Source organism: Paenibacillus lacisediminis (genome assembly GCF_046567315.2).
In genome coordinates, this window is the sequence record NZ_JBKIAX020000001.1 from 686,487 (window position 1) to 709,906 (window position 23,420).

The following is a 23,420-nucleotide window of genomic DNA, read 5'->3' on the forward strand; positions in this document are numbered from 1 at the left end:
TCAAGCCGGCAACCGATTGTGCAATGCCTGAAGGGCGTTGAAAGCTTGAGAAATGGGAAGGCCAGTGGGCTGGTCGGCAGATCAACATCCGCTGTCCGAGTGCTTTGCACGATTATCCCGTTTGATAAGGAAGCAGAGAAGAAGATAAATTCAGGAGAAGCAGATACGTTTGGAGGTGGCTTGTGGTCACCCCGATCATCTGGCTCAGCCGTATTGCCGAGATGCCGCCATGGAGCAGGAACAAATCCAGGGCCTCGAACCACTTCAACAGAGGCAGCCGGATTCCTTCAAAAATCGTGCCGAGTAAAAGTCCTTCTTTGATGCTTGAACCGTCCGCACTCGAATATGGGGATACTGCCCCCCACTGAACGAAAGGGATAATCGTGCAAAGCAGCATGCAGGGACACTAAGACACGAACGCTATAGACAGCCATCTCAGTCACGTAGTAGAACAGAAGAGGGAATGGGTATGGGGTGAAACCCCATACCCACCCCTCCAATCGCTCTAACGTAGAAGGCAGAGTCATAAAAGGACGCCATCAGGCGTTTTTCTTATCTGCCTGATCATTCCTTAAGCAGACCGGATTCGCGGATTCCGGACCAAAGCTGCTGGAACTGCGGAATATCGAGCTGCTGTGCGGCATCGGACAAAGCGGTCTGCGGGTCGGGGTGCACCTCGACCATGACGCCGTCCGCCCCGGCAGCCAGCGCCGCTTTGGCGCAAGGCAGCAGGATGTCCTTCCGCCCGGTGGAATGGCTGACGTCGACCAAAACCGGGAGGTGCGTTTCCTGCTTAAGCAGCGGAACCGCGGAGATGTCAAGCGTGTTGCGCGTCCACTTCTCGTACGTGCGGATGCCGCGTTCGATCAGCATGACGCGGGTGTTGCCGCTTACCGCGATATATTCCGCGGCATGCACGAATTCCTCCAGCGTCGCGGAAATCCCGCGCTTGAGCAGCACCGGGATGCGCGCTTCACCGGCGGCTTTGAGCAACTCGAAATTTTGCATATTTCTCGCGCCGATCTGGATCACGTCGATATATTGTTCGGCCAACTCAATATGGGACGGGTGGACGATTTCGCTGATCGTGGCCAGCCCGAATTCATCGGCGACTTCCTTCAGCATTTTCAGCCCGTCGACGCCGAGCCCTTGGAAGTCGTACGGGGAGGTTCGCGGCTTAAAAGCGCCGCCGCGCATGATTTTGACACCGGCGGCTTTCAAAGCGGCGGCGACCGTGCGCAGCTGCTCATATGACTCGACCGAGCACGGCCCGGCGATCATCACCTGCGTGCTTCCGCCAATGATATTGCCCTGGACGTCGATGACCGTATCCTCCGGCTGGTTTTTCCGGCTGACGATCAGTTGTCTGGTATGGTCCTCTTCCTGCAGGTTCAGCGAAGCTTTGAAAATTTCCTTGAAAATATGCTTGACCGCCGAATCCTTGAACGGACCGGGGTTGCGGCGTGTCAACTCCTCCAGCATCGCTCTTTCGCGGACAGGGTCAAATTTGGGGACGCCCTGTTTTTCTTTGATTTCGCCGATTTCGCGGGCGACGGCGGCACGTTCGTTCAGCAGGCGCAGCAGCTCATCGTTGATGATGTCCAGTTTTTGGCGCAGTTTGTTTAATGCTTCACTCACATCGATCTCTCCTTTTTAAGATAGTTCAAAAATAAGTGCCAAATAAACAAAAAAAGCCGTCCATCAAGGGACGGAATACAGTCGATTCCGCGGTACCACCCCTGTTAGACAACTTTTGTGTTGCTCAGCTTCAGGCACGGATAACGGTGTGCGGCCGGATCCTCCTACTGACCGGCAGCGCCGGATGTTCAGAGGCCGACTCGGGAGCGAACTTCGGCGGGGCGTCTCCTGCGGGGTGCTTTCAGTCTGTGGCACCGCCGTCCCTGACAGGGCGTCTTTCGCTTACTTTTCTCCTTCATTGTCGCTTTTGCGTTTTACGAAATTATATGCCGAACCGTGAAGAGATGCAATGAGACGGGGCAACGCATCAAAACTTTGAATCTGCGGCACGATAAAGCATAAAATCCGGACGTCCGAAAATTTTACAATGAATTTACCAAATTTTTAGGCATATACATTTGCAAAGTAGCATAGCCTCGCTTAAGATTAACGTCAGAGGTTTTTTTTAGTTTTCTATCCGAACGACGAAGGAGCAGGTAGCCGATAATGACGTTTTTTAGGGAGCTTTTTCAAATGGCGGGATTCCGCAGAGCGCTGGCTCTGCTGTTTGTCGTCCTTGTGCTGTATTTTGCCCGCAGCATGCTTAATATGCTTTTGATCACTTTTATCCTCACTTATTTGATCAATCGGCTGCACAATTTTATCAGCCGCAACGTGGCGAAGGTCATCCGCATCAATCGGGCCGTGACCCTGGTGTTCATTTATGTCGTCATGATCTCGCTTTTGGGCGTCGCGCTGTATTACTATTTGCCGGTATTTACCGTGGAACTGACCGATCTGGTCAACCAGGTCATGTCCTTTTATGCGAATCCGCCTGAATTTCCGGATAACACGATCCTGAATTACGTTGTGGAGTATTTGAAGGACTTCGATTTGACCGCTTACATCCATAACGGGGTTGATTTTCTGCTCAACACGTTGTCGGATATCGGCAAATGGAGCCTGAATTTATTTATCGCGATCATCCTCAGCTTATTCTTCCTGCTGGAGAAAGAAAAAGTGTTGAGATTTACGATAAAATTCAGGGGAAGCAAAATCGGAGGGCTGTTCAAGGAACTGGAGTATTTCGGCAAAAAATTCGTGCAGTCCTTCGGGAAAGTGATCGAAGTGCAATTTTTGATCGCCCTCGTCAATAGTATCCTGTCGACGATATTTTTGTGGATTTTCGGGTTCCCGAATTTGTTTGCCCTGGCGATTATGATTTTCCTGCTCGGTTTGGTCCCGGTTATGGGCGTGATCGTATCGCTGGTTCCGTTGTGCGCGATCGCCTTTAAAATCGGCGGGGTGGTCAAAATCATCTACGTGCTCGTGATGGTGGCCGTGGTGCATGCGGTGGAAACTTATTTCCTCAATCCGAAATTCATGTCCAGCAAAACGCATCTGCCGATTTTTTACACGTTTATGATTTTGCTCGTTTCCGAGCACTTTTTGGGCGTCTGGGGATTGATTGTCGGGGTGCCGATTTTCATGTTCCTGCTCGATATTATGGAGGTGCCGGTCGGAAAAACGCCGCGTAAGCCAAGGCTGCCGGAGCCGACCAAGGAGAAGTAATCCGCGCTGGGGAAATTGAGAACCGCTGGATGATGTGTCCAGCGGTTTTCTATCGCATTCCTTTAGGCTTAATTTTTCCACTTCACTTGGTTGTTCTGATAGTCTGCCGCGGGATGTCCCCCGGGCATCCGGTCTTTCCAGGAACGGTTGATCGCCTTCTTCAGCTTTTCCGGGAGCTGCGCTTTGATGCTGTCCGCTTTCTCCTGGTCAAGTTTGCCTTCGGCGACCGCTTGGTCAATGTTCCGGTTTGCGGTCTCCGTCAGCTTTTTCAGATACTCATCCTCGCTCCAGCCCTTTTGCGCTTGAACGATCTCGAGGAGCGTTTTGCCTTGTTTGAGCCGCTCCACCAGCACTTTCGGTTCCATGCCCAGCATCTCGGCCGTTTCCTTGACGATATGGCCTCCGCGCAAATGGCCGTGGTGGCGGTGGAACTTTGATTCGTTTTGCGCAGGGCTCGGGGTCTCCTGCGTTTGGCCCGCAGGGGCTGCGGTCCCTTCCGCATACACGGGGATGGCCGCCGCCGTGAGGCTGAAGCCCAACAGGATCGCAAGGGCACCTTTCATCACAAAAGGTTTTCGTTTTTGCTTAACCATAGACTTTCTTCACCTCTTCGTTTAGAATAATTTGGTCCTTGCCTCCATCAGTCTTGACCAAAAACGCGTCAAGTATCTTAATGGAAGCTTAATATTTCTTAAATTTCCGCTTAAAATATACGAAATGTTGTTGATCATGGGAGGAATCATCCGTGACATTTGGTCCAAGAATGCTCAAAACGGGCATCGCCGTAACGCTGGCTTTATATATCGGCGTGCTGCTTGATCTATCATCTCCCGTCATCGCGGCGATCGCGGCGATTTTTGCCATGCAGCCGACGATTTACCGCTCCTGGCGTTATTTGATCGACCAACTGCAAACGAATACGCTGGGCGCCGTTTTGGCGATGCTGGGCGGGATGCTGTTTTCCAATGAACCGATTGCCGTCGGATTAATCTGTATTCTGGTCATCATGATTTGTTTGAAGCTCAAAATGGGGGATACAATAGGCTTGACGCTGGTGACGGTAGTTTCGGTTATGGAAGCTTCAGGGCAGTGGGAGTTTGCGTTGAACCGTTTTGCGCTGAGCATGATCGGCATCCTGTCCGCGTTTATAATCAACATTCTCGTTCTTCCGCCCAAACCGAAAGTGCAGTTCGAACAGCAGGTCCGGCAAACATTCGACCAGTTGTCGCTGCTGCTCCGGACGGCGATTTCCGATGAAATGAAGGAGACGGTGTTCCGCAGTGAAAAAAGGGCGCTTGAGGATACGATCGGTTCGCTTACGGACAAGTATAAGCTGATGGAAGAGGAGAAAAACAAACTGCGCAAGCCGAAGTTCAGTGACAATCGTGGGTTGGTCGTCTACAAACAGATGCTCAGCGCCTTGCGGAAAGGCTTTGAGGTGCTGAACGCGGTGGACCAGCATTATTTTCAGGCCGTCCGTTCCCCGGAGTTGAACCGGGAATTCGACGAGCATTTGGAGAAGCTGACCAAGTTTCACGAGCATATCATGCTGAAATTTGATGATAAACTTAAGCCCAATTACGGGGAGGCGATGCAGTTCGAACAGGAAAACGACGCGTTTTTGCGGCGGATGCTGGATCGGTATGCGGCGGAGCGGACCGGGGTATTGCGGCTGTCGATCGTTTCGGCGGAAATGTACGAATACGGGCATCAGCTGGAAAGGCTGAACAGGCTGGCGGATCATACCGGTGCGGCTGCAGCTGCGGAGGAGTGAGTGCCTTAATGAGGTAGTTCAAGGACATCTTTTGATCACGCATTTAAAGCCACGCGTTTAAAGCAGAAAAAGTCCTGCCAAAGCGGCAGGACTCTCATGACGGAAAAAATAATACATAGATTGAAAATTAAGGGCAAAGTTGATACAATAAAAAATGGACTGCAAATAGGTAGATATAAAAGTGTTTATCCCTTTTGATTATATCACGTGTTTATTTGATTGTCAATAGTCTGAACGTAAACCAAGGGAGCGATTGAATTGGACAATAAAGACCAGGCTTGGCTTGAAGAGCAGCGCCGCGTAGAGTATGTCGCCGACCAAATCGACGCCAGAATCCGCAAACTTGAGCGGGAGGTCGGTGCGGTTCGCGGGGATGTCGTTACCATGCGCAAAGATTTTTGGGATGAAGTGACCGTCAATTTCAGCGAGGCTGATGACGTGGGCGAAACGTCCACCAGCCTCCGGCAGCAATCCCAGGTGCTTGCGGAGCGGGAAAAAAGCCACCTGCACGCTTCCGCCATGCTCGGAAAAATGAAACGGCTGAAAGAGTCCCCTTATTTCGGACGGATCGATTTCGCCGAAGCAGGAGAAGCCGGGGCCGAGGCGATCTATTTGGGCATCGCCTCCCTGCTGGAGGACGGAGACGAGCAGTTTCTTGTTTACGATTGGCGGGCGCCGATCTCCAACCTGTATTATGACAGCGTGCCCGGGCCGGCTTCCTATGAAACTCCCTCCGGCACCATATCGGGTGAGATGACGCTTAAACGGCAGTATGTCATTCGCGGGCGCGAACTAAGGCTCATGTTCGACACCGGCGTGACGATCGGGGATGAACTGCTGCAGCAGGTGCTTGGCCGCAGCTCCGACGCGCAGATGAAAAGCATCGTTGCCACGATCCAGCGCGAGCAAAACCTTATCATCCGCAACGACCGCAGCCGGATGCTGATCGTGCAGGGAGCCGCGGGCAGCGGCAAAACGTCGGCCGCTTTACAGCGTGTCGCCTATTTGCTGTATAAGCATCGCGACGTGCTGCAGGCGGATCAGATGATATTGTTTTCCCCGAATCCGATGTTTAACAGCTATGTATCGACCGTGCTTCCCGAGCTTGGGGAAGAGAACATGCAGCAAACGACGTTCCAGGAATATCTCGAGCACCGGCTGGGCCGGGATTTCCAGCTTGAGGATCCGTTCGTGCAGATCGAATATGTCTTGTCTTCCGAAGAAGATGAGGCTTATCAAGCGCGGATCAACGGGATCCGCTTTAAATCGTCCGTTCAATACCTGGAGGCGATCGCCCGCTACAAGGAGCTGTTGGAGAAGAAAGAAATGAAATTCAAGCCGCTGCGGTTTCAAGGCCGCGAGGTGATCGGTGCGGAAGCGATTGCGGCGCAATTTTACGGTTACGAACCGGCGATCCGGCTCGCCAACCGCTGCGAGTTGTTGAAGGAGTGGCTGCTTAAAGAGCTGGCCGCTTTCGGCAAAAGCGAGTTGGATCAACCCTGGGTCGAGGAACAGATTCAGCTGCTGGACACCGAGGACTACCAACGGGCTTACCAGCGGATGCGGCGCAAGAATCAAGGCAAAGGAGATTCCTTCAGCGAATTTGAGGACGAAAAAACGATTTTGGCCAAAATGGTCGTGAGCGAACGGCTGAAGCCGCTGCGGAAATGGGTGAAATCGCTGCGCTTCGTCGATGTGACCCGGCTGTATACGCAGCTGTTCAGCGATGTTTCGTTGTTCCGTGAAGTGCATCCGGGAGCTTTGCCGGAGCGTTGGGATGAAATTTGCTCCCAGACGCTGCGGAAAATCGCCGAAGGGGAGCTGTTTTACGAGGACATCACCCCGCTATTGTACCTGAAGGAGCTGCTTCTGGGCTTTAGATCGAATACGTCCATTCGCCATGTCATCATTGACGAGGCCCAGGATTATTCGGCTTTTCAGCTGTTTTTCCTGAAACGGCTGTTCCCGCGGGCAAAGATCACGGCTTTGGGCGATTTCAACCAGGCGATCTACGCGCACGGCTCCGTGCTGCAGGAATCCGGTCTTTTGGTGGACCTGTACGGTCCGGAGGAAACCGAGGTCATTTCGCTGACGCGCAGCTACCGTTCCACCAAGGAGATCGTCGAATTCACGCGGGGCATGGTTCCGGGCGGGGAGCACATCGTTCCATTTAACCGGAGCGGGGAGCGTCCGCGCGTAACGGTTCTGGACAACCGGGAAAGGCTGCTGCGGGTAATATCGGAGGACCTGAAGCGCCTGGCGGAAGAAGGGTTCGAGTCGGTGGCGGTCATTTGTAAAACGGCCGAGCAGAGCGCGGAGGTGCAGCAGGCATTGGAGCCGCTTTTGCCTGCGCCGCCGAAGCTGGTGAAGAAAACGACGCTTGGTTTTGAAAAAGGGGTGCAGGTGATCCCCGCCTATTTGGCCAAAGGGGTCGAATTCGACGCCGTACTGATCTATGACGCCTCGGCGGACCAGTATTCCCGGGAAAGCGAGCGGAAGCTGTTCTACACGGCCTGCACACGGGCGATGCATCTGCTTTATATTTACTCACTCGGCGAGCCCAGCCCGTTTGTTACCGGCCAGGACGCCGCCCTCTACGTGAGCGAACGGCAGCCTGTCTGAAGCCGGATAAGCGGTTTACAAAAGCAAGATAGCGATCATGCGAATCATACGGACAACCAATCTATTTAAGTTGAAAATATGGAATGGAACGGGGAAAGCTGCCTCTTCGGTTCGATCAGTAGTTCAACTTTTTTAGCTTTCGGTTGTCCGTTTTTTTTCGTTAGCGAATTCATAGTTCTGTAACAATAGATTGCAAATAAAATCTTGCGTAAGGAAATAAAACGGATACAATATAATGGTAACGTGAACATTTAAGGATTGAGATGATCATATTGCCGGCAATTATGTGATTTTTTTCTCACCATCTCTGCGCGCAGACATTTTTTTTAAAACAAATTGTTCACGTTAACAATATTTGCGGGAGGATACGGATGTGGTAAAGAAATTTATGGATGAGAACTTTCTTCTCTCCACCGAAACAGCCGTACGGTTATACCACGATTGGGCCAAGGATATGCCGATTATCGATTACCATTGCCACTTGAGCCCTCAGGAAATTTATGAGAACAAGCAGTTTGCCAATATTACCGAGGCTTGGCTTTACGGCGACCATTACAAATGGAGAGTGATGCGCGCGAACGGAGTGGACGAAGAGTGTATCACCGGCGCGGCCAGCGATTACGACAAGTTTTTGGCCTGGGCCCGCACCGTGCCGACCTTGATCGGCAACCCGTTGTATCATTGGACGCATTTGGAGCTGCAGCGCTTTTTCGGGGTATATGAACTGCTTAGTGAAGAGACGGCTCCGCTGATTTGGGAAAAGGTGAACCGTCAGCTGCAAGGCGAAGGGTTTGGGGCCCGAGATTTGATTACGAAATCGAAGGTAACCGTCGTTTGCACCACGGACGATCCGGCCGATTCGCTGGAATTCCATTTCAAGATCCGTGAGCTTGCCGGTTTTGAAACCGCTGTACTGCCAAGTTTCCGTCCGGATAAAGCGCTGGAGATCAAACGCGCGACGTTCCTGCCCTGGATCGAAAAGCTGTCCGGTGTATGCGGGGAAACCATCGCCGATTACGACGGGCTGCTTAAAGCGCTGGAAGCGCGGATTCGCTTCTTCCATTCGGCTGGCGGCCGGGTATCCGACCATGCGATCGATGTGCTTGCGTATAAGGAAGCGACCCGTGCGGAAGCCGCCGCCATATTCGCCAAGGCGCTCCGGGGAGAAGAAATTACGGCCGAAGAGGAAGCGATGTACAAATCGCACACTTTGCGCTATATGAGCAAGCTTTATGCAGAACTCGGCTGGGCGATGCAGCTGCACATTCACGCGCTGCGCAACAACAATACGAGCATGTTTAACCGCCTCGGGCCGGATACGGGATACGATTCCATCAATGACGGGGCGATTGCCAAGCCGCTTGCGGCCTTGCTGGATGGACTCGAGCGTGAAGGCGCGCTTCCCAAGACGATTCTGTATTCATTGAATCCGAACGATTACCCGGTTCTTGCCAGTGTGATGGGCAGCTTCCAGGCGTCCGGCATACCCGGAAAAATGCAGCTTGGGACAGCATGGTGGTTCAACGATCATATCGACGGGATGACCGAACAGATGAAAACGCTGGCGAATTTGGGCGTATTGTCCGCGTTTGTCGGAATGCTTACAGACTCACGCAGTTTTTTGTCGTATACTCGGCATGAATACTTCCGCAGATTGTTGTGCGCGGTGCTCGGAAACTGGGTGGAGCACGGAGAAGCGCCGGATGATATGAAGCTGCTCGGCAAAATGGTGCAAAATATTTGCTACGAAAACGCCAAGCGCTACTTTGCTTTTCCGGCCATGGCGGCGTTCCCGGGTTAAGCACGGCGGTTCGAAGCCTTTTGCCGCTATCTTTTGCCTAAAAAGTGAATACCGCAAAAGAAGGGCAAAAGGCTGCGATATGTCGAAGAAACCGGAAAATACCGCTTATTGTAAATTTGCAAGTGAATATTTTCACAAAATTTTTCACATAAATAGAAAGAAGGATAGCATATGGGAGTGGCTGTTACTGAACAAGCAAAAACCCTGAACAACACAGGAAGCCCAAATCAGGGCATTGGATTAAAGGAGAAAATCTCCTACGGTTTGGGCGACTTTGGAAACGGATTCATGTTTGACCTCGGACAATTGTACTTGCTGAAATACTTTACCGACGTCGCGGGCATATCCTCGCAAGCGGCGGCGGGCATCTTCCTGGTGAGCAAATTGTTCGCTGCTTTTGTTGATCCGATCGTCGGTTCTTCGATTGATTACCGCAAAAAAATCGGCCCCCGAGGCAAATTCAGACCGTTTTTGCTGTATGGAAGCTTCGTGCTTGCCGTGCTGACGGTTCTAACGTTTATTAGCCCGGGACTATCCTCCGGCGGCAATTTGTTTTACGCATACGCTTCTTATATGATCTGGGGCATCGGTTATTCTTTCGTAAATATTCCTTACGGTTCTTTGGGGGCGGCCATTACACAGGACACCAAAGAACGGGCGTCGTTGTCCTCGTTCCGGCAGGCCGGCTCGTTGGGCGCCCTGTTTGTGACTAGCGTGATCGTAATGCCGCTGATCGTCCGCTTCCCGAACGAAAAAATCGGGTACCCGGTTGTGATGGGGCTCATGTCCGCCATCGGCATCGTAGCCTTCTTCTTTTGCTACCGCGGGACAAAGGAGCGGATTGTGAAGCAGGAAGCACCGCGGGAAAAGCTGACTTTTATGACGATTGTCCGTACCTTCATATCCAATAAACCGCTGCTGGTTTTGGTGCTCATGACGATTTTTACAATTTCCGCCTACAACCTGAAATCGGCGATGCTGGTGTATTTCGCGGAATATAACCTGGGCAATGTGGAACTCATGGCTTATATGAACTTCATTATCATCGGTTCTTCCTTTATCGGCGTGCTTTTCCTGCCGAAGCTGGTTGCCAAATTCGGCAAGAAGAAAACGGCTTTGATCGGGATGGTCATCAGCGTTGCCGCCGATCTGCTGAACTTCTTTATGCCGTCCAATGTGGTGCTTTTTACGGTGCTCGCAAGCATCGCTTTTATCGGCATCAGCATTCCGAACGGCGTAACCTGGGCTTTCGTCTCCGACATTATCGATTACGGGGAATGGGTGTCCGGCGAACGCAAAGAGGGAACAACCTACTCGCTGTTTAATTTCTCGCGGAAGTTGGCGCAATCGCTCTCCGGGTTCCTTTCCGGGATCGGTCTTTGGCTGGTGGGGTATGTCCCCAATGTAGCCCAGAAAGCAGGCACTTTAGTCGGAATCAAGGGTCTGCTGCTGCTTTATCCGGCTGTGGCTTTGACGCTGGCGGCGCTTGTCATTGGTTACATGTATAAGTTGACGGACAAAAAACACGAGCAGATCGTTCAGGAGCTGCAAGCGGCCAACAAATAAGAAAAATGTGTGAATGTGTTCCCCAAGTCTTATGAGGCGTTTATCTGCTTGCCCGGGTTATGCTATTGTTAAAAGAAAAGACGGCAAGTACAGGATGCTGATAAGAGAGGGCTCATTCGGATGACAGTAACGATCAAAGATCTCGCCAAGCTGGCGAACGTATCCCATACAACGGTATCCCGGGCTTTGAACAACAGCCCGTTCATCAAGGAAGAAACCAAACGTAAAATTATGGAACTTGCGGCGCAAATGAACTATACGCCAAACGTCAACGCCAAAAGCCTGGTGATGCAGCGGTCGTACACGATCGGTTTGTTTTTTACCAGTCTGAAAAGAGGGACCTCCTCGAGCTTTTTTGCCGACGCCATGAGCGGGGTCAACCGGGTCATCGATGTCGAATACAATTTGTTCACGCGCGGCATTGAAGACTACGAGGATTATTCCTCGATCCATCGCAAACGGTTTGACGGCATTATCGTGATGAGCCAGAGCGAATCCGATAACGCGTTTATTTACCATGTGCTGCAGCAGGAGATTCCGCTCGTGGTTCTGAACCGTCAAGTGGCAGATTCGCGGATTATCAATATTTTATCGGATGACAAGGAAGGAGCGTACGCGGCGGGAAAACATCTGATCGCCGAGGGCCATACGCGCATTGCCATGATTGAAGGGGTCGAGGGCTTTAAGTCGACGCAGCAAAGAAGGGAAGGGCTGCTGAACGCATTGATCGACAGCGGCATTCCGATTGTCGGCGGTTATTTTGTGCATGGGAGCTATGATATGGAAAGCGGGTTCCAGGCCATGCAGGATTTGCTTAAGCTTGAGCAGCCTCCCACTGCCGTCTTCTGCGCCAATGACGATATGGCCATCGGTGCGATCAAAGCCGTGTTTGAGCAGGGCAAAAAGGTGCCGGAGGATGTCTCGGTGATCGGCTTTGACGATATTGAGTTTTCCCAATTCACCACGCCGTCGCTGACCACCATTAAACGGCCGATCGAAGAGATCAGCGCCGAGGGCGCACGCAAGCTGCTACAGCTGATCGACGATCCGTCAGCCGCGGGTGAGACGCTGTTCCTGAAGACGAAGCTGATGCGGCGGAACTCCACCGGGAAGCCGGCTGGGCTGTAGGGCGGCAGCAACTTGAGTCAGACCGGTTGCTTAAGGGTAGCCGGTCGCTTGATCGCCTATTTATTTTAACGTGTGCATATTTTATGAACTTATTAATAATTTGATTGATTTGTTTAAATAGTTTGCTAATATGTTAACGTGTGCATTAATAAATTTACGAATTCAAATGATTAATAGTCTGATGCGATGGAGGAATTTTGTGATGAATCGATTAACGCGAACCATGGTGCCGAACCGCGCCGCTCGTCCGGAGAAAGTGCTGCAGTTTGGGGAAGGCAATTTTTTGCGGGCTTTTGTCGATTGGCAGATCGATATCATGAACAAGCAAACCGGTTTTAACGGAAACGTAGTGATCGTCCAACCGCTTCCCGCGGGCCTGGCCGAGGCGCTGAATGAGCAGGACGGACTTTATACCGTTTATCTGGAGGGAATGAAGGAGGGGCGGGCTGTCCGGGAACATTCGCTGATTGAAGCGGTGGCCCGGGGCATCAATCCCTACAACCAATATGAGGCGTATGCCAAGCTGGCGGAAAATCCCGACCTGCGCTTTATCATCTCCAATACGACGGAGGCGGGGATTGCTTTTGTACCGTCGGACTGGCTGGAGGATCAGCCGCAATCCAGCTATCCCGGCAAGCTAACCGCTTTGCTGTACCGCCGTTTTCAATACTTTGGCGGCGACCGTTCCAAAGGCTTCATCATTATTCCTTGCGAGCTTATCGACCGCAACGGCGATGAACTGAAAGCGATTGTGCTGAAGTATGCCGAACTCTGGAACCTGAGCGCTGATTTTATAAGCTGGCTGCATGAAGCCAACACGTTTTGCTGCAGCTTGGTCGACCGGATTGTGCCGGGTTATCCGAAGGAGCGGATCGGGGAAATTACCGAAGAACTGGGGTATGAGGACCGGTTTGTCGTTGTGGGCGAGCAGTTCCATCTGTGGGTGATCGAGGGGCCGCAATGGATCAAGGAGGAATTTCCGGCGGAGCTTGCGGGACTGCAGGTGCTGGTGGTGGACGATATGACTCCGTACCGGACCCGTAAAGTCAGAATACTGAACGGGGCGCATACTGCCTTAACCCCGGTGGCTTACCTTTACGGGCTGGAAACGGTGGGCGAAAGCCTCGATCACCCGATCGTGGGAAAATTCGTAGAGTCGCTGATATATAACGAGATCATTCCTACGCTGGAGCTGCCGGAGGAAGAGCTGCGGTCTTTTGCGGCGGCCGTGCTTGAACGGTTCCGCAATCCGTTTGTCCGCCATTATTTAATGAGCATTGCGCTGAATTCCGTGTCCAAATTCAAAACCCGGGACCTGCCGACGTTGCTTACCTATTCCAAAGAACAAGGGAAATTTCCGAGGAAGCTCACCTTCTCATTCGCCGCGCTGCTGGCGTTCTACAGAGGAAAACGCGGCGGGGAGCCGATCGAGCTTGCCGACGATCAGGATGTGTTGGAACAATTTGCCGCATTGTGGCAGGTTTGCGACGGTTCGCCTGAAGCCATCCGCCGCCTCGTGATGGAGGTCCTTGCTTCCAAGGAACGCTGGGGCGCGGATTTGAACGAGGTGAGCGGGCTGACCGATCAACTGGCGGAAGATTTGTACCGCATCGAATCGGCAGGCATGGTGCGAGCGCTGGGCGATTTGCTCGGGACATCCGCCGCTGCCGATCGATGATGGGGAGGGCGCGCGAATGAAAGAGTTTATCCGGATTCAAGAGAGCGACAATGTGGCCGTTGCGCTGCGGGACTATACCGCCGGCGAAAAGATCAGCGTGGACGGGCGCGATATTGCTTTGACGGAAGCGATCGGACGGGGGCACAAGGTTGCGCTGACCCCGATCTTAAGCGGCGAAAATGTGATCAAATACGGCTATCCGATCGGCCACGCCATCCGTGATATTGCCCCCGGCAGCCACGTGCACACGCATAACACGAAAACGAATTTGACGGGCGTGGAGGAATACAGGTACACCCCCAAACTCGCGTCCAATCCGTTTTCCTGCGAAAACCGGACCTTTGAAGGATACAAACGAAAGGATGGCAGTGTCGGCATCCGCAACGAGCTGTGGATCGTGCCGACCGTGGGTTGTGTTAACGGGGTGGCCGACCTGATTTTGTCCAGTTTTATCCAGGAGGTCGGATCGACCCTGCCGTTTGAGAACGCGCTTGTCCTGAAGCACAATTATGGTTGTTCACAGCTTGGTGACGACCATGTCCATACCCGGACGATGCTGGCCGATGCCGTAAAACATCCGAATGCCGGGGGCGTGCTGGTTCTGGGATTGGGCTGCGAAAACAACACAATGAACGAATTTAAAGAGGCTTTGGGTGAATACGATGCTTCCCGGATAAAATTCCTCGTGTCCCAGGAAGTGTCCGATGAGGTTGGTGAAGGCGTGCGCCTGCTTAAGGAGATTTATGAGGCCGCGCGCAAGGACTGCCGGGAGAGCGTTCCACTGTCCGCGCTCAACATCGGACTGAAATGCGGGGGTTCCGACGGGCTGTCGGGCATTACGGCCAATCCGCTGCTGGGCCGCCTTTCGGATTATATGGCGGCGCAGGGCGGGACGACGGTGCTCACGGAGGTGCCGGAGATGTTTGGGGCGGAAACGATTTTGATGGAGCGTGCCGCCGATGAAGAGGTGTTCGGCAAGATCGTTCATCTGATCAATGACTTCAAGCAATATTTCCTCGATTACAAGCAGCCGGTATACGAGAATCCTTCGCCGGGCAACAAGTCGGGAGGCATTACGACACTGGAGGATAAATCGCTGGGCTGTACGCAGAAGTCGGGGATTTCTCAAGTCAATGACGTATTGCGGTACGGCGAACGCCTTAAAACAAAAGGCTTGAATTTGCTGAGCGCCCCCGGCAACGACCTGGTTGCATCCTCGGCGCTGGCGGCTTCCGGATGCCAGATGGTGTTGTTTACGACCGGGCGCGGAACTCCGTTCGGCACATTTGTGCCGACGGTGAAGGTGTCGACCAACTCGGCGCTGCATGGGGATAAGCCGCATTGGATCGATTATAACGCCGGCGTTCTGGTTGAGGATGGGGATCCGGATCAGGTGCTGGACGATTTCCTGAACTTTATTACGGATATCGCCAGCGGCAAGCGGGTCAATAACGAGAAAAACGGCTTTCGGGAGATTGCGATTTTCAAAAACGGAGTAACCCTTTAGCAGGTATAATTTCGCCGAAAATTAAGACACTAACCGGGTCGGTTATATACGTTATACGGAAGGACGGCGGACGACCTATGGTTAGCAAAAAAGGCGATTTGGTTGCGTTGGCTTCGATACCGCTTATCATGACGCTGGGGAATTCCATGCTGATCCCAATCTTGCCGGAAATTGCCCGTGCGCTCCGCGTCACTTCGTTTCAGGTCAGCATGCTGATTACGGTGTATGCGGTTGTCGCGATTTTGCTAATCCCCGTGGCCGGTTATCTGTCGGATAAATTCGGACGCAAAGCGATTATCATCCCCAGCCTGATCCTTGCCGGAATCGGCGGGGCCGTTTCGGGCGTTGCCGATTGGTTTGCCGATGGCATCGCTGTGTATTGGCTGATTTTGGCCGGACGTTTTTTGCAGGGTATCGGAGCTGCCGGAGCCTTTCCGATCGTGCTGCCGCTCGTAGGCGATTTGTTCGAAGATGAGGAGGAGGTTAGCCATAACCTGGGGATCATCGAAACCTCCAATACATTCGGCAAGGTGCTCAGCCCGATTCTCGGCGCGCTTCTGGGCGCCTGGATATGGTATGTACCGTTGTTGGCGATACCTGTACTCTGCCTGATCTCATTGTTGCTCGTCCTGTTTTTGGTTAAGGAACCGAAGGGAAGGGAGAAGGCGAAACCGCTGCCCGAGTTTTTACGTGCGGTTAAGGAAGTGTTCAGGGAGAAGGGGCGCTGGCTGTTTGCGATTTTCGCCATCGGCGGCATCTGCATGTTTTTGTTGTTTGGCGTGCTTTTTTACTTGTCGGAGCAGTTGGAAGTGAAGCACGGACTGAAAGGCGTGATCAAAGGTTTAGTGCTGGCCATTCCGCTCGCCGCGTTATGCCTCGCTTCGTATCTGACCGGGAAAAAGATCGGGAAAAACAAAATCCTCATGAAATGGCTGGGGGTGGCGGGTCTGGTGCTTGCGACGGCTGCCCTTTTCGGCATCGGATTTTTCAATAACATTTATTTCGTCATCGCTTGTCTTGTTGTTTGCGGCGGGGGGATCGGCATGGTGCTCCCCAGCCAGGACGCGCTGATTACCGAAGGCATCGGCAAGGAAATGCGCGGCACGATTACTTCCCTGTACAGCAGCATGCGTTTTATCGGGGTGTCGGCCGGGCCGCCGGTGATGTCGCTGCTGATGAAGCGGGGGCATATGACGATGTTTTTTGTCATCGCGGGGGTGTCTTTGGCGGGGATGCTGCTGCTTCTGCTGATGGTTAAACCCCATTCGGGGCGCGGCGGAGTCTCTCGGCCCACGAAAACGCCACGGCCGCTGCATCAGGGTTAAACTCCATAGGATTCGCCTGCCTGGACAGTGGAGCTGGAGCTCCGCTGTTCTATTGTGCGGGCTTTTTTGGTATGATTAAAAGCGAGTCGCATGAAAGAATGGACAGGTATTACATAAAGGCTTAGGCCATTATTTTTTTGGAGGGGAATCACATGAATGCAAAACAGGCGGCAGGGTACCGCGCGGCGGAGTGGGTTAAGGACGGGATGAAGGTAGGGCTTGGAACCGGATCCACGGCCTACTATGCGATTGAGAAAATCGGCCAAATGGTCGCCGAAGGGCTGCGCATCCGTGCCATCGCTACTTCCAACGCTTCGGAGGAGCTTGCCGTAAAATATAATATTCCGCTGCTTCAGGCTGGTGAAGTTGATCGCTTGGACATCGCCATCGACGGGGCGGACGAGGTTGATCCCGGGCTTTCGCTGATCAAAGGCGGCGGCGGCGCGTTGCTGCGCGAGAAGCTGGTCGCCATCAACAGCGACCGGTTTATCGTGATTGCCGACAGCGGGAAAATCGTGCCGCATCTAGGGCAATTTAAGCTGCCGATCGAAATCGTGCCGTTTTGCTATGAATGGACGCTGAAACAATTGGAAAGACGCTATAGCGTTCCGTTTGAGATGAGGATGCGAGGAGAAGAACGGTATGTCACCGACAACGGAAACTATATTGTCGACGCCGCATTCGGCAAAATTGAAAACCCGGCCGCGCTGGCCAAGGAGTTAAAAGCGATGACTGGCGTCGTAGATCACGGTTTATTCGTCGGAATTGCCGATACGGTCGTTGTCGGCTACGATGACGGGCATACGGAAATCAAGGAGGCCACATGTTCAAGCAAGTAAATTCGCGGGTGGACGAGCCGCAAATCCGCGAGCTGTTGGAATACGCCGCCGTTTTGGAACCTGAAGCACTGGAGGAAGCGTTAGAGGTGTACCGCTCCGGCGCGGGCCAACTATACGGTTATGAGGACGAAGGCGAAATCGTCGGGCTGATCGGTTTTCGGGTCAATGAATCTCGCGAGCTGGAAATCATTCATCTTGTCGTACGGCCCGAGAAACGGCAGCAGGGATATGGACGGGGAATGGTGCTGCTGGCGTTGTCCCATGCCAACCCGGACAGCATCGTCGCGGACACGGACGAGGAGGAAGCCCAGTTTTTCCGCAGCATCGGCTTTCAAATCACCGGTCTTGGCGGCGGCCCTTACGGGGAAGAGCGCTTCCGCTGTGTGTACAACGTGGACGAGGAGAATGAGGAATAATTCTCGGAGAGCAATTATTGGGGGGGGGAGCTGCCGAGGCATTATTTTTGCCTCCCTTTGAGGGATCGGCGGCAGCTTTTTATGGTCTGTGTGAATCAACTGCAAAAGTGCATTCCAATTGAAGAAATTCACCTGCTTTGGGGCGATTGAAATGCAAAAATGCATCTGTTTTGGGGCAGTTTGATAAAAAAGACTGTTTTGATCGAAAATGAACTGCAGTTTTGCATTTGACAAAGCATTTTCGGGGCATTTGAGTGAAATTGAACTGCACTTTTGCATCTCGTGGAAATGGATTAAGCCCTGGATTCAGTTAATTCATGTAGAGGAGTATAGACGGACAAGATTTACAAATGACCGCTATTTCGAATATCAAAAGACCGCCGGAGCAGATTCCTCCGGCGGTCTTTATAATCCGGCCGTTTAGTTTAATGTGCTTCGTTTAATCAGGCTGCGCAGTGCCCATTTGCGTTCCTGCCGTTTTTTGTATTTCGGCAAACTGCGATAAACGGCGATCGATTCGTTGAACGCCTGTCTGGCCTCCTCCTTGCGTCCGAGCGACTGATAAAGTCCGGCTAGCAAATAATAGGCTTCGCTGGAGGAGGATTGGATTTCCCTGAATTTGGCGGCGTAATCCAGCGCTTTTTGCGGATCTTTGTCGCGAAAAGCGGAGGCGAGCAGGAGATAGGGCTGTCCGTATTTGACGCGATCATTCAGGGAAAGCGCGCGCAGCATTTGTTCTTCACCTTCCTCGAGGCGCCCCAGCCCAAGTAGAGCGGCCCCCAGATCGCTCCAAAACTCGGCGGAGGTTTCCGAGGACGGCTTGACATCCTCAAGCAGGTCCCAGGCTTCGCGATATCGTTTCCGTTCCAGCAGCAGACGGGCAAGCTCGCGTTTGGAAGAAACGTCGAACGGGCTTAGCACAAGCTGCTGCCGCAATCGGGAGATACTGCGGGAACGTTTGAAAGGCTTCGTTATGCTGGGGAAAATGCCGATAAATTGCCGATCCAGGAAGTAGACGATAAGGAGCAAAATCACGATGGCGATAATCGGATTCCCGGTCAACCAGGTTAAGGCAAAAAACAGAATAAACTTACTCATGAGTGTCCTCCAACCAATGAATTAATTTCCATTATAACACAGGGCAGGAGAACGCGAAAAAAGAACAAGCCGTCCGCCCGGACGGCTTGTTCTTTGGGAAATTACTGAAATCCGCGCATATGGCCGCCGGAAGCGGTGGACGCGGAACCGGAGCCGGAGCCGGAGCTGGATACACTTGGTGCACTGCCAATGCCGGACGTACTGGACATCGCATTGCCCATGCCGCTGCCGGACGCTCCTGACATTCCACTGCCCATGCCGGAAGCAGAGGACATCCCGCTTCCAATGCCGGAAGCGGGAATCGAGTGGCTGATGCCGGAGGAGCTGAAGCTTCCTGCACTTCCCGGATTGTAGCCGGATGCTCCGATATGCTGCACGCCGTACGAGCTTTGGCCGATGCCGGATTGGCCGAAGCTTGCGCTGGCGTTCATCGAGTGGATGCTGTTTTCGAGTTGGCTTGCGATTTGGGCCACGCGTTGATAGGACTGCATCGCGTTGTGATGTCCTTGCAGCGCGCTTTGAATCGATTGCGCCGCTCTGTGTTCACGCTGAGCCAGCTCTTCAAGCTGCAGCGCATTATGATGCTCCTGCTGCAGCATTTGCTGATACATCATCGTAGCTTGACGGGTTTGCTGCTCCAATTGGCGCATCATTTGCTCGATTTCACGGAGTTGCTGACTAACATTGCTGTACATGAAATGAAAATCCTCCTCTAAAGATATAGGTTGGTGATTGAACCAGAGTTAGGTTGCCCTGCCCGCGTAGCGATATGCATAAAGACGAGCGGCGGGGCCTTACTAACAGAAATTTGAACCGCTGCGGCAAACGTAGTATGTTTTAAGAAGAAACGGAAAAGAAAGGTAAGGATAAGATAGAGGAGGGGAAAGAACATGTATCAATTAGTGCTTGTCAGACACGGTGAAAGCGAATGGAATAAATCCAACTTGTTTACCGGCTGGACCGACGTCGATTTATCCGAAAAAGGCGTCATGGAAGCAAAGGAAGCCGGGCAGTTGCTGAAACGGGAGAAATTCGAATTTGATGCCGGGTTCACCTCCTATTTGAAGCGTGCCATTAAAACGTTGGACTATATTCTTGATGAGATGAACCTGCTCTGGATTCCGGTCCGCAAATCCTGGCAGCTCAACGAGCGGCATTACGGAGCCCTTCAAGGGTTAAGCAAAGAAACGACCGCCCGTCAATATGGCGAGGAGCAGGTAATGAAGTGGCGGCGAAGTTATGATGTTCTCCCACCCGCCCTTACCGCCGGAGATGAACGAAATCCGCGCAATGACAGCAAATACCGCGATGTTCCTAAGCAATTTCTCCCGTTGACCGAAAGTCTGAAGGAGACGGGCGTTCGGGTCGAGGACTACTGGGAAAAGGAAATCGCCCCCCAAATCAAAGCTGGGAAAAAGCTCATCATTGCGGCCCATGGCAACAGTTTGCGGGCGCTCATCAAATATTTGGAGAATATAAGCAACGAAGCGATCGTCGATGTCAATATTCCGACAGGAACGCCGCTTGTTTATACGCTTGACGAGCACTTAAAACCCGTCGAAAAACATTATCTTGGAAGCGAAGGACGTACTTCGAACAAAATTGAAACAGCGGCCAATCCTGACCGAATTCTCGAATAAAAGTCTTGCTCTATCGTACATAGAGGGTTTTGCCCTTAAGTACGATTTTTTTATGGGATGTCCTGCCTAGCGGTCTTTTCGAATAAATTAACCGCGATTCCTGGTCGTTAAGTCCCTGCTCAGATACCTAGGCCAGAATGAAGAGCTGGCAGAACCATGCACAAGGATAGAGAGGCTGCTGTTCTCCTCTTGAATCCATCTTTTAATTTACACATTTTTATTGATTTATTTGTCCGATTCATTTCTCAGCGGCTTACATAAAATGAATTAAGTCTTGTTCGAAGGGAGGGGTGTCACATGAAAGATGATCATAAAAAGGTTATTGTAGTGATTCTCAAACCCGGACAAACAGCAGTAGTTAAGTGTAAAAAGCACAAAAAGCATCACTGGTAGAGGTACATTTTTGTGGTGGACCTTATTTTGGATAAGGTTCACCACTACCAAGGGGTTGTTTGAATGAAGTCCATACATAATTGAAAGTCGCTTGCAGTTGGAGCGGCTTATTTATTTTGCCGGAAAATAGTGATTCGATTATAATTGAGAGAATATGAAATGGAGATGACTATATGATTTTAAGAAAAAGAGTGGTATTCATCATGATATCCGTTACCATGGCGCTAGGTTTCAGTGTATCTGCGGCTGCTGCCGCCAAGGTCAATGTAACCGTACAGGTTGATGGGAAGACGATCTCTTTTCCGGATGCACAACCTTATTATGAAGATAATCGGGTAATGATCCCTTTGCGGTTTGTTAGCGAGGCGCTTGGAGCGGATGTAGGGTTTAAGAAAACCGCTTCCGGAGCTATTGTGAATCAGACGGTGATTACATCTTTAGGCGATAAAAAAATGAGCATGAATATTAATAGCAAGCAAGTTGTGGTCGGAGAAACCGTCGTAACTTTGGATGTTCCCGCCCGGCTGCAGCAAGAGCGTACTTACGTGCCGCTGCGGTTTGTAAGCGAAGCGCTGGGGGCAAAAGTCGATTGGAATCAAAGCAAGAAGCTTGTGAGCATTAGCACGGGAAAAGAAGTGACCGATCCGGATCCTGTACCGGATGGAAACAACGTGTATAGTGGTGATTTTACCTGGAATGAAGGTTATACAAAATTGGCTAAAGCGTTGTTTGCAGATAATATGCAAGTAGCGAACGGCAAGCTAACGTTTGCTTTGCCGAAGGAAGCGACTGCTGTCTATTCAACAGCAAAAGGAGCCAAAACCAGTTTGACTCCCGGAAAAACCTACACCTATCCGGTCGGTGAGAAGCAGGGCTCCATATCCATATCTCAGGTTTATCCAGGCAACGACAAGCAGGAAGCATATACAGTATTCCTCAACAGTAAAGAGAATGGGGATTTGGAAGAGCTCTTCGGACAATACGATGATGCCATTGTGATTGTCGGCGGGAATAGTTCCGGCGCCCCGCTTTCCGAAGTTCAAAAGTTGGCGCAGGAACTGAAATAAATAATTTTGAAGCACAAAAAGCGGAAACTAAGATGTGAAATATGTCTTAGTTTCCGCTACGTTATTAACTAACTTTCCTTTAGTTCATTAACTGCTTGTTAGTTTCAACTCCATAAACACATCCGCTCTTACATATGGCATTGGCCCGATTTGCTTGATAGGAACATGTTTGAATCCCACCGATTCATAAAGATGAACGGCGTTTGGCAGCTTGGTGCTACTGCCCAAAAAGAGAGATTCTGCACCAAGATCTCGTGCACGGTTAATAGCAGCCTGGATTATCTTCCGTCCGTAGCCGTGTCCCCTCGACTCGGGGCTAACGCTCATCTTCGAGAGCTCGAACCCCCCAGCTCCGCCCGGCACAAGTGCAACGCAACCTACGATCGAATCTCCTGCACGCGCAATGAGTACATCCCCACCTTTATTTACGATGTTCTCTACCGGATTATCTAGGATAACTTGGTCCGCATCTTCGATGGCGAAGACGCGGGTGATCCATTCTTCGTTAAGTGTTTTGAATGCACGAGCTTCATCGGGAGTCTTCAGTGATGTGATTGTAAGCACTGTTTCAAACATGATAGTTTCCTCCTCTTGTATAGTTATCTCCACTGTAGAAAAAAGCGAACGATTGATCAATGTCGATGTTTATATTATTTGCATTGATACTATCTATGATCGAATGTAGGCAACGTCGATATTTGCGGATTTAGTCATTAATTCAATTGAAAACAAGTAGAGTTTAAAGAACGCTTCTGGTACAATATCCTCATAAAGTCGAAGGAGCGGAACTTATGGAAAATGATTTAACCGAACTGTTGCGGTCCGTTATCAAAGAAGAATTGGCTCCCATGAATGAGCGCTTCGATAAGATTGAAGCTGAACAGAAAGAAATGAAACAGGACGTTCAAGGAATCAAACAGGAAGTTCAAGGAGTTAAACAGGAAGTTCAAGGAATTAAACAGGAAGTTCAAGGAATTAAACAGGAAGTTCAAGGAATTAAACAGGAAGTTCAAGGAATTAAACAGGAAGTTCAAGGAGTCAAACAGGACGTTCAAGGAATCACACAAGACATTCAAAAAATCAATCAGGACATTCGAGAAATTAAAGAGGATCAGCATTTAATTAAACGTGCAGTGTTGGACACCAACGAACGAGTTATGAAAATGGAATCCGTCCTGGAGAACCAGCATAAAATTATTGAATTGCTCTCCACTCGCTCTATCCAGCAGGAAGCAGAACTGAAAAGAATTAAGTAAATCAATCCGATGCGGCGGCATCGGATTTTCTTTGTCATTAATCTAATTCTTTGAACAGAGT

20 protein-coding genes are annotated in these 23,420 nt (G+C 51.4%); 14 read left to right on the forward strand and 6 right to left on the reverse strand.

Annotated elements, in window-relative coordinates; translation table 11 throughout:
• Window positions 1–112: 112 nt before the first annotated feature.
• On the reverse strand, window positions 113–397 hold the full coding sequence (locus tag ACLD72_RS02940) for a hypothetical protein (RefSeq protein WP_458475525.1): 285 nt from the start codon (window positions 395–397) through the stop codon (window positions 113–115).
• A gap of 167 nt (window positions 398–564) precedes the next feature.
• The gene (locus tag ACLD72_RS02945; protein ID WP_410997967.1) at window positions 565–1,638 is read right to left on the reverse strand and encodes a bifunctional 3-deoxy-7-phosphoheptulonate synthase/chorismate mutase; all 1,074 of its coding nucleotides are present in this window, start codon (window positions 1,636–1,638) and stop codon (window positions 565–567) included.
• A 546-nt stretch (window positions 1,639–2,184) separates the two neighbouring features.
• Between ACLD72_RS02945 and ACLD72_RS02950 the strand changes: the two genes are divergently transcribed.
• Window positions 2,185–3,249: an AI-2E family transporter gene (locus tag ACLD72_RS02950; protein WP_410997965.1), complete on the forward strand. Its 1,065-nt coding sequence runs from the start codon at window positions 2,185–2,187 to the stop codon at window positions 3,247–3,249.
• 68 nt (window positions 3,250–3,317) lie between these two features.
• Here ACLD72_RS02950 and ACLD72_RS02955 read toward each other — a convergent pair whose 3' ends face one another.
• On the reverse strand, window positions 3,318–3,842 hold the full coding sequence (locus tag ACLD72_RS02955; protein WP_410997963.1) for a hypothetical protein: 525 nt from the start codon (window positions 3,840–3,842) through the stop codon (window positions 3,318–3,320).
• 152 nt (window positions 3,843–3,994) lie between these two features.
• Between ACLD72_RS02955 and ACLD72_RS02960 the strand changes: the two genes are divergently transcribed.
• The 10 genes from ACLD72_RS02960 to ACLD72_RS03005 all read left to right on the forward strand — a co-directional run bounded on the left by ACLD72_RS02960 (window position 3,995) and on the right by ACLD72_RS03005 (window position 17,905).
• Window positions 3,995–5,023, forward strand: coding sequence for an FUSC family protein (locus ACLD72_RS02960; protein ID WP_410997961.1), 1,029 nt, complete (start codon window positions 3,995–3,997; stop codon window positions 5,021–5,023).
• A gap of 258 nt (window positions 5,024–5,281) precedes the next feature.
• Window positions 5,282–7,645, forward strand: a complete 2,364-nt coding sequence (gene helD, locus ACLD72_RS02965; RefSeq protein ID WP_410997959.1) for an RNA polymerase recycling motor HelD — start codon at window positions 5,282–5,284, stop codon at window positions 7,643–7,645.
• Between the two features lie 373 nt (window positions 7,646–8,018).
• Window positions 8,019–9,446 (forward strand): glucuronate isomerase, encoded by a 1,428-nt coding sequence (uxaC, locus tag ACLD72_RS02970; protein ID WP_410997957.1) that lies wholly within the window; start codon window positions 8,019–8,021, stop codon window positions 9,444–9,446.
• Window positions 9,447–9,617: 171 nt separating this feature from the next.
• Window positions 9,618–11,012 carry an MFS transporter gene (locus ACLD72_RS02975; RefSeq protein WP_410997955.1) on the forward strand — a complete coding sequence of 465 codons (1,395 nt, stop codon included), beginning with the start codon at window positions 9,618–9,620 and terminating at the stop codon, window positions 11,010–11,012.
• Between the two features lie 120 nt (window positions 11,013–11,132).
• Entirely contained in the window at window positions 11,133–12,140 is a 1,008-nt protein-coding gene (locus ACLD72_RS02980; RefSeq protein WP_410997953.1) for a LacI family DNA-binding transcriptional regulator, read from the forward strand.
• A gap of 202 nt (window positions 12,141–12,342) precedes the next feature.
• A complete protein-coding gene (locus tag ACLD72_RS02985; RefSeq protein ID WP_410997951.1) occupies window positions 12,343–13,818 on the forward strand; it encodes a tagaturonate reductase in 1,476 nt (491 codons plus the stop codon).
• 16 nt (window positions 13,819–13,834) lie between these two features.
• Window positions 13,835–15,325: a UxaA family hydrolase gene (locus ACLD72_RS02990; protein ID WP_410997949.1), complete on the forward strand. Its 1,491-nt coding sequence runs from the start codon at window positions 13,835–13,837 to the stop codon at window positions 15,323–15,325.
• 77 nt (window positions 15,326–15,402) lie between these two features.
• Window positions 15,403–16,650, forward strand: a complete 1,248-nt coding sequence (locus ACLD72_RS02995; RefSeq protein WP_410997947.1) for an MFS transporter — start codon at window positions 15,403–15,405, stop codon at window positions 16,648–16,650.
• 152 nt (window positions 16,651–16,802) lie between these two features.
• Complete coding sequence (gene rpiA / locus ACLD72_RS03000) at window positions 16,803–17,489, forward strand: ribose-5-phosphate isomerase RpiA (protein WP_410997945.1); 687 nt, start codon at window positions 16,803–16,805, stop codon at window positions 17,487–17,489.
• On the forward strand, window positions 17,474–17,905 hold the full coding sequence (locus ACLD72_RS03005) for a GNAT family N-acetyltransferase (RefSeq protein WP_410997943.1): 432 nt from the start codon (window positions 17,474–17,476) through the stop codon (window positions 17,903–17,905). The genes rpiA and ACLD72_RS03005 overlap by 16 nt, the downstream gene beginning before the upstream one ends.
• A gap of 420 nt (window positions 17,906–18,325) precedes the next feature.
• On the opposite strand, the gene ACLD72_RS03010 is transcribed toward ACLD72_RS03005, so the two are convergent.
• On the reverse strand, window positions 18,326–19,003 hold the full coding sequence (locus ACLD72_RS03010) for a tetratricopeptide repeat protein (protein WP_410997942.1): 678 nt from the start codon (window positions 19,001–19,003) through the stop codon (window positions 18,326–18,328).
• A 101-nt stretch (window positions 19,004–19,104) separates the two neighbouring features.
• Entirely contained in the window at window positions 19,105–19,698 is a 594-nt protein-coding gene (locus tag ACLD72_RS03015) for a hypothetical protein (protein ID WP_458475526.1), read from the reverse strand.
• Between the two features lie 195 nt (window positions 19,699–19,893).
• Here ACLD72_RS03015 and gpmA point away from each other — a divergent pair, with 195 nt between their 5' ends.
• Together gpmA and ACLD72_RS03025 are read left to right on the forward strand one after the other, a co-directional pair.
• Complete coding sequence (gene gpmA, locus ACLD72_RS03020; RefSeq protein ID WP_410997936.1) at window positions 19,894–20,643, forward strand: 2,3-diphosphoglycerate-dependent phosphoglycerate mutase; 750 nt, start codon at window positions 19,894–19,896, stop codon at window positions 20,641–20,643.
• 566 nt (window positions 20,644–21,209) lie between these two features.
• A complete protein-coding gene (locus tag ACLD72_RS03025; protein WP_410997934.1) occupies window positions 21,210–22,103 on the forward strand; it encodes a copper amine oxidase N-terminal domain-containing protein in 894 nt (297 codons plus the stop codon).
• 87 nt (window positions 22,104–22,190) lie between these two features.
• On the opposite strand, the gene ACLD72_RS03030 is transcribed toward ACLD72_RS03025, so the two are convergent.
• Window positions 22,191–22,679, reverse strand: a complete 489-nt coding sequence (locus tag ACLD72_RS03030) for a GNAT family N-acetyltransferase (RefSeq protein WP_410997932.1) — start codon at window positions 22,677–22,679, stop codon at window positions 22,191–22,193.
• A 215-nt stretch (window positions 22,680–22,894) separates the two neighbouring features.
• Here ACLD72_RS03030 and ACLD72_RS03035 point away from each other — a divergent pair, with 215 nt between their 5' ends.
• Window positions 22,895–23,359, forward strand: a complete 465-nt coding sequence (locus ACLD72_RS03035; protein ID WP_410997930.1) for a hypothetical protein — start codon at window positions 22,895–22,897, stop codon at window positions 23,357–23,359.
• The last annotated feature ends 61 nt before the right edge of the window (window positions 23,360–23,420 follow it).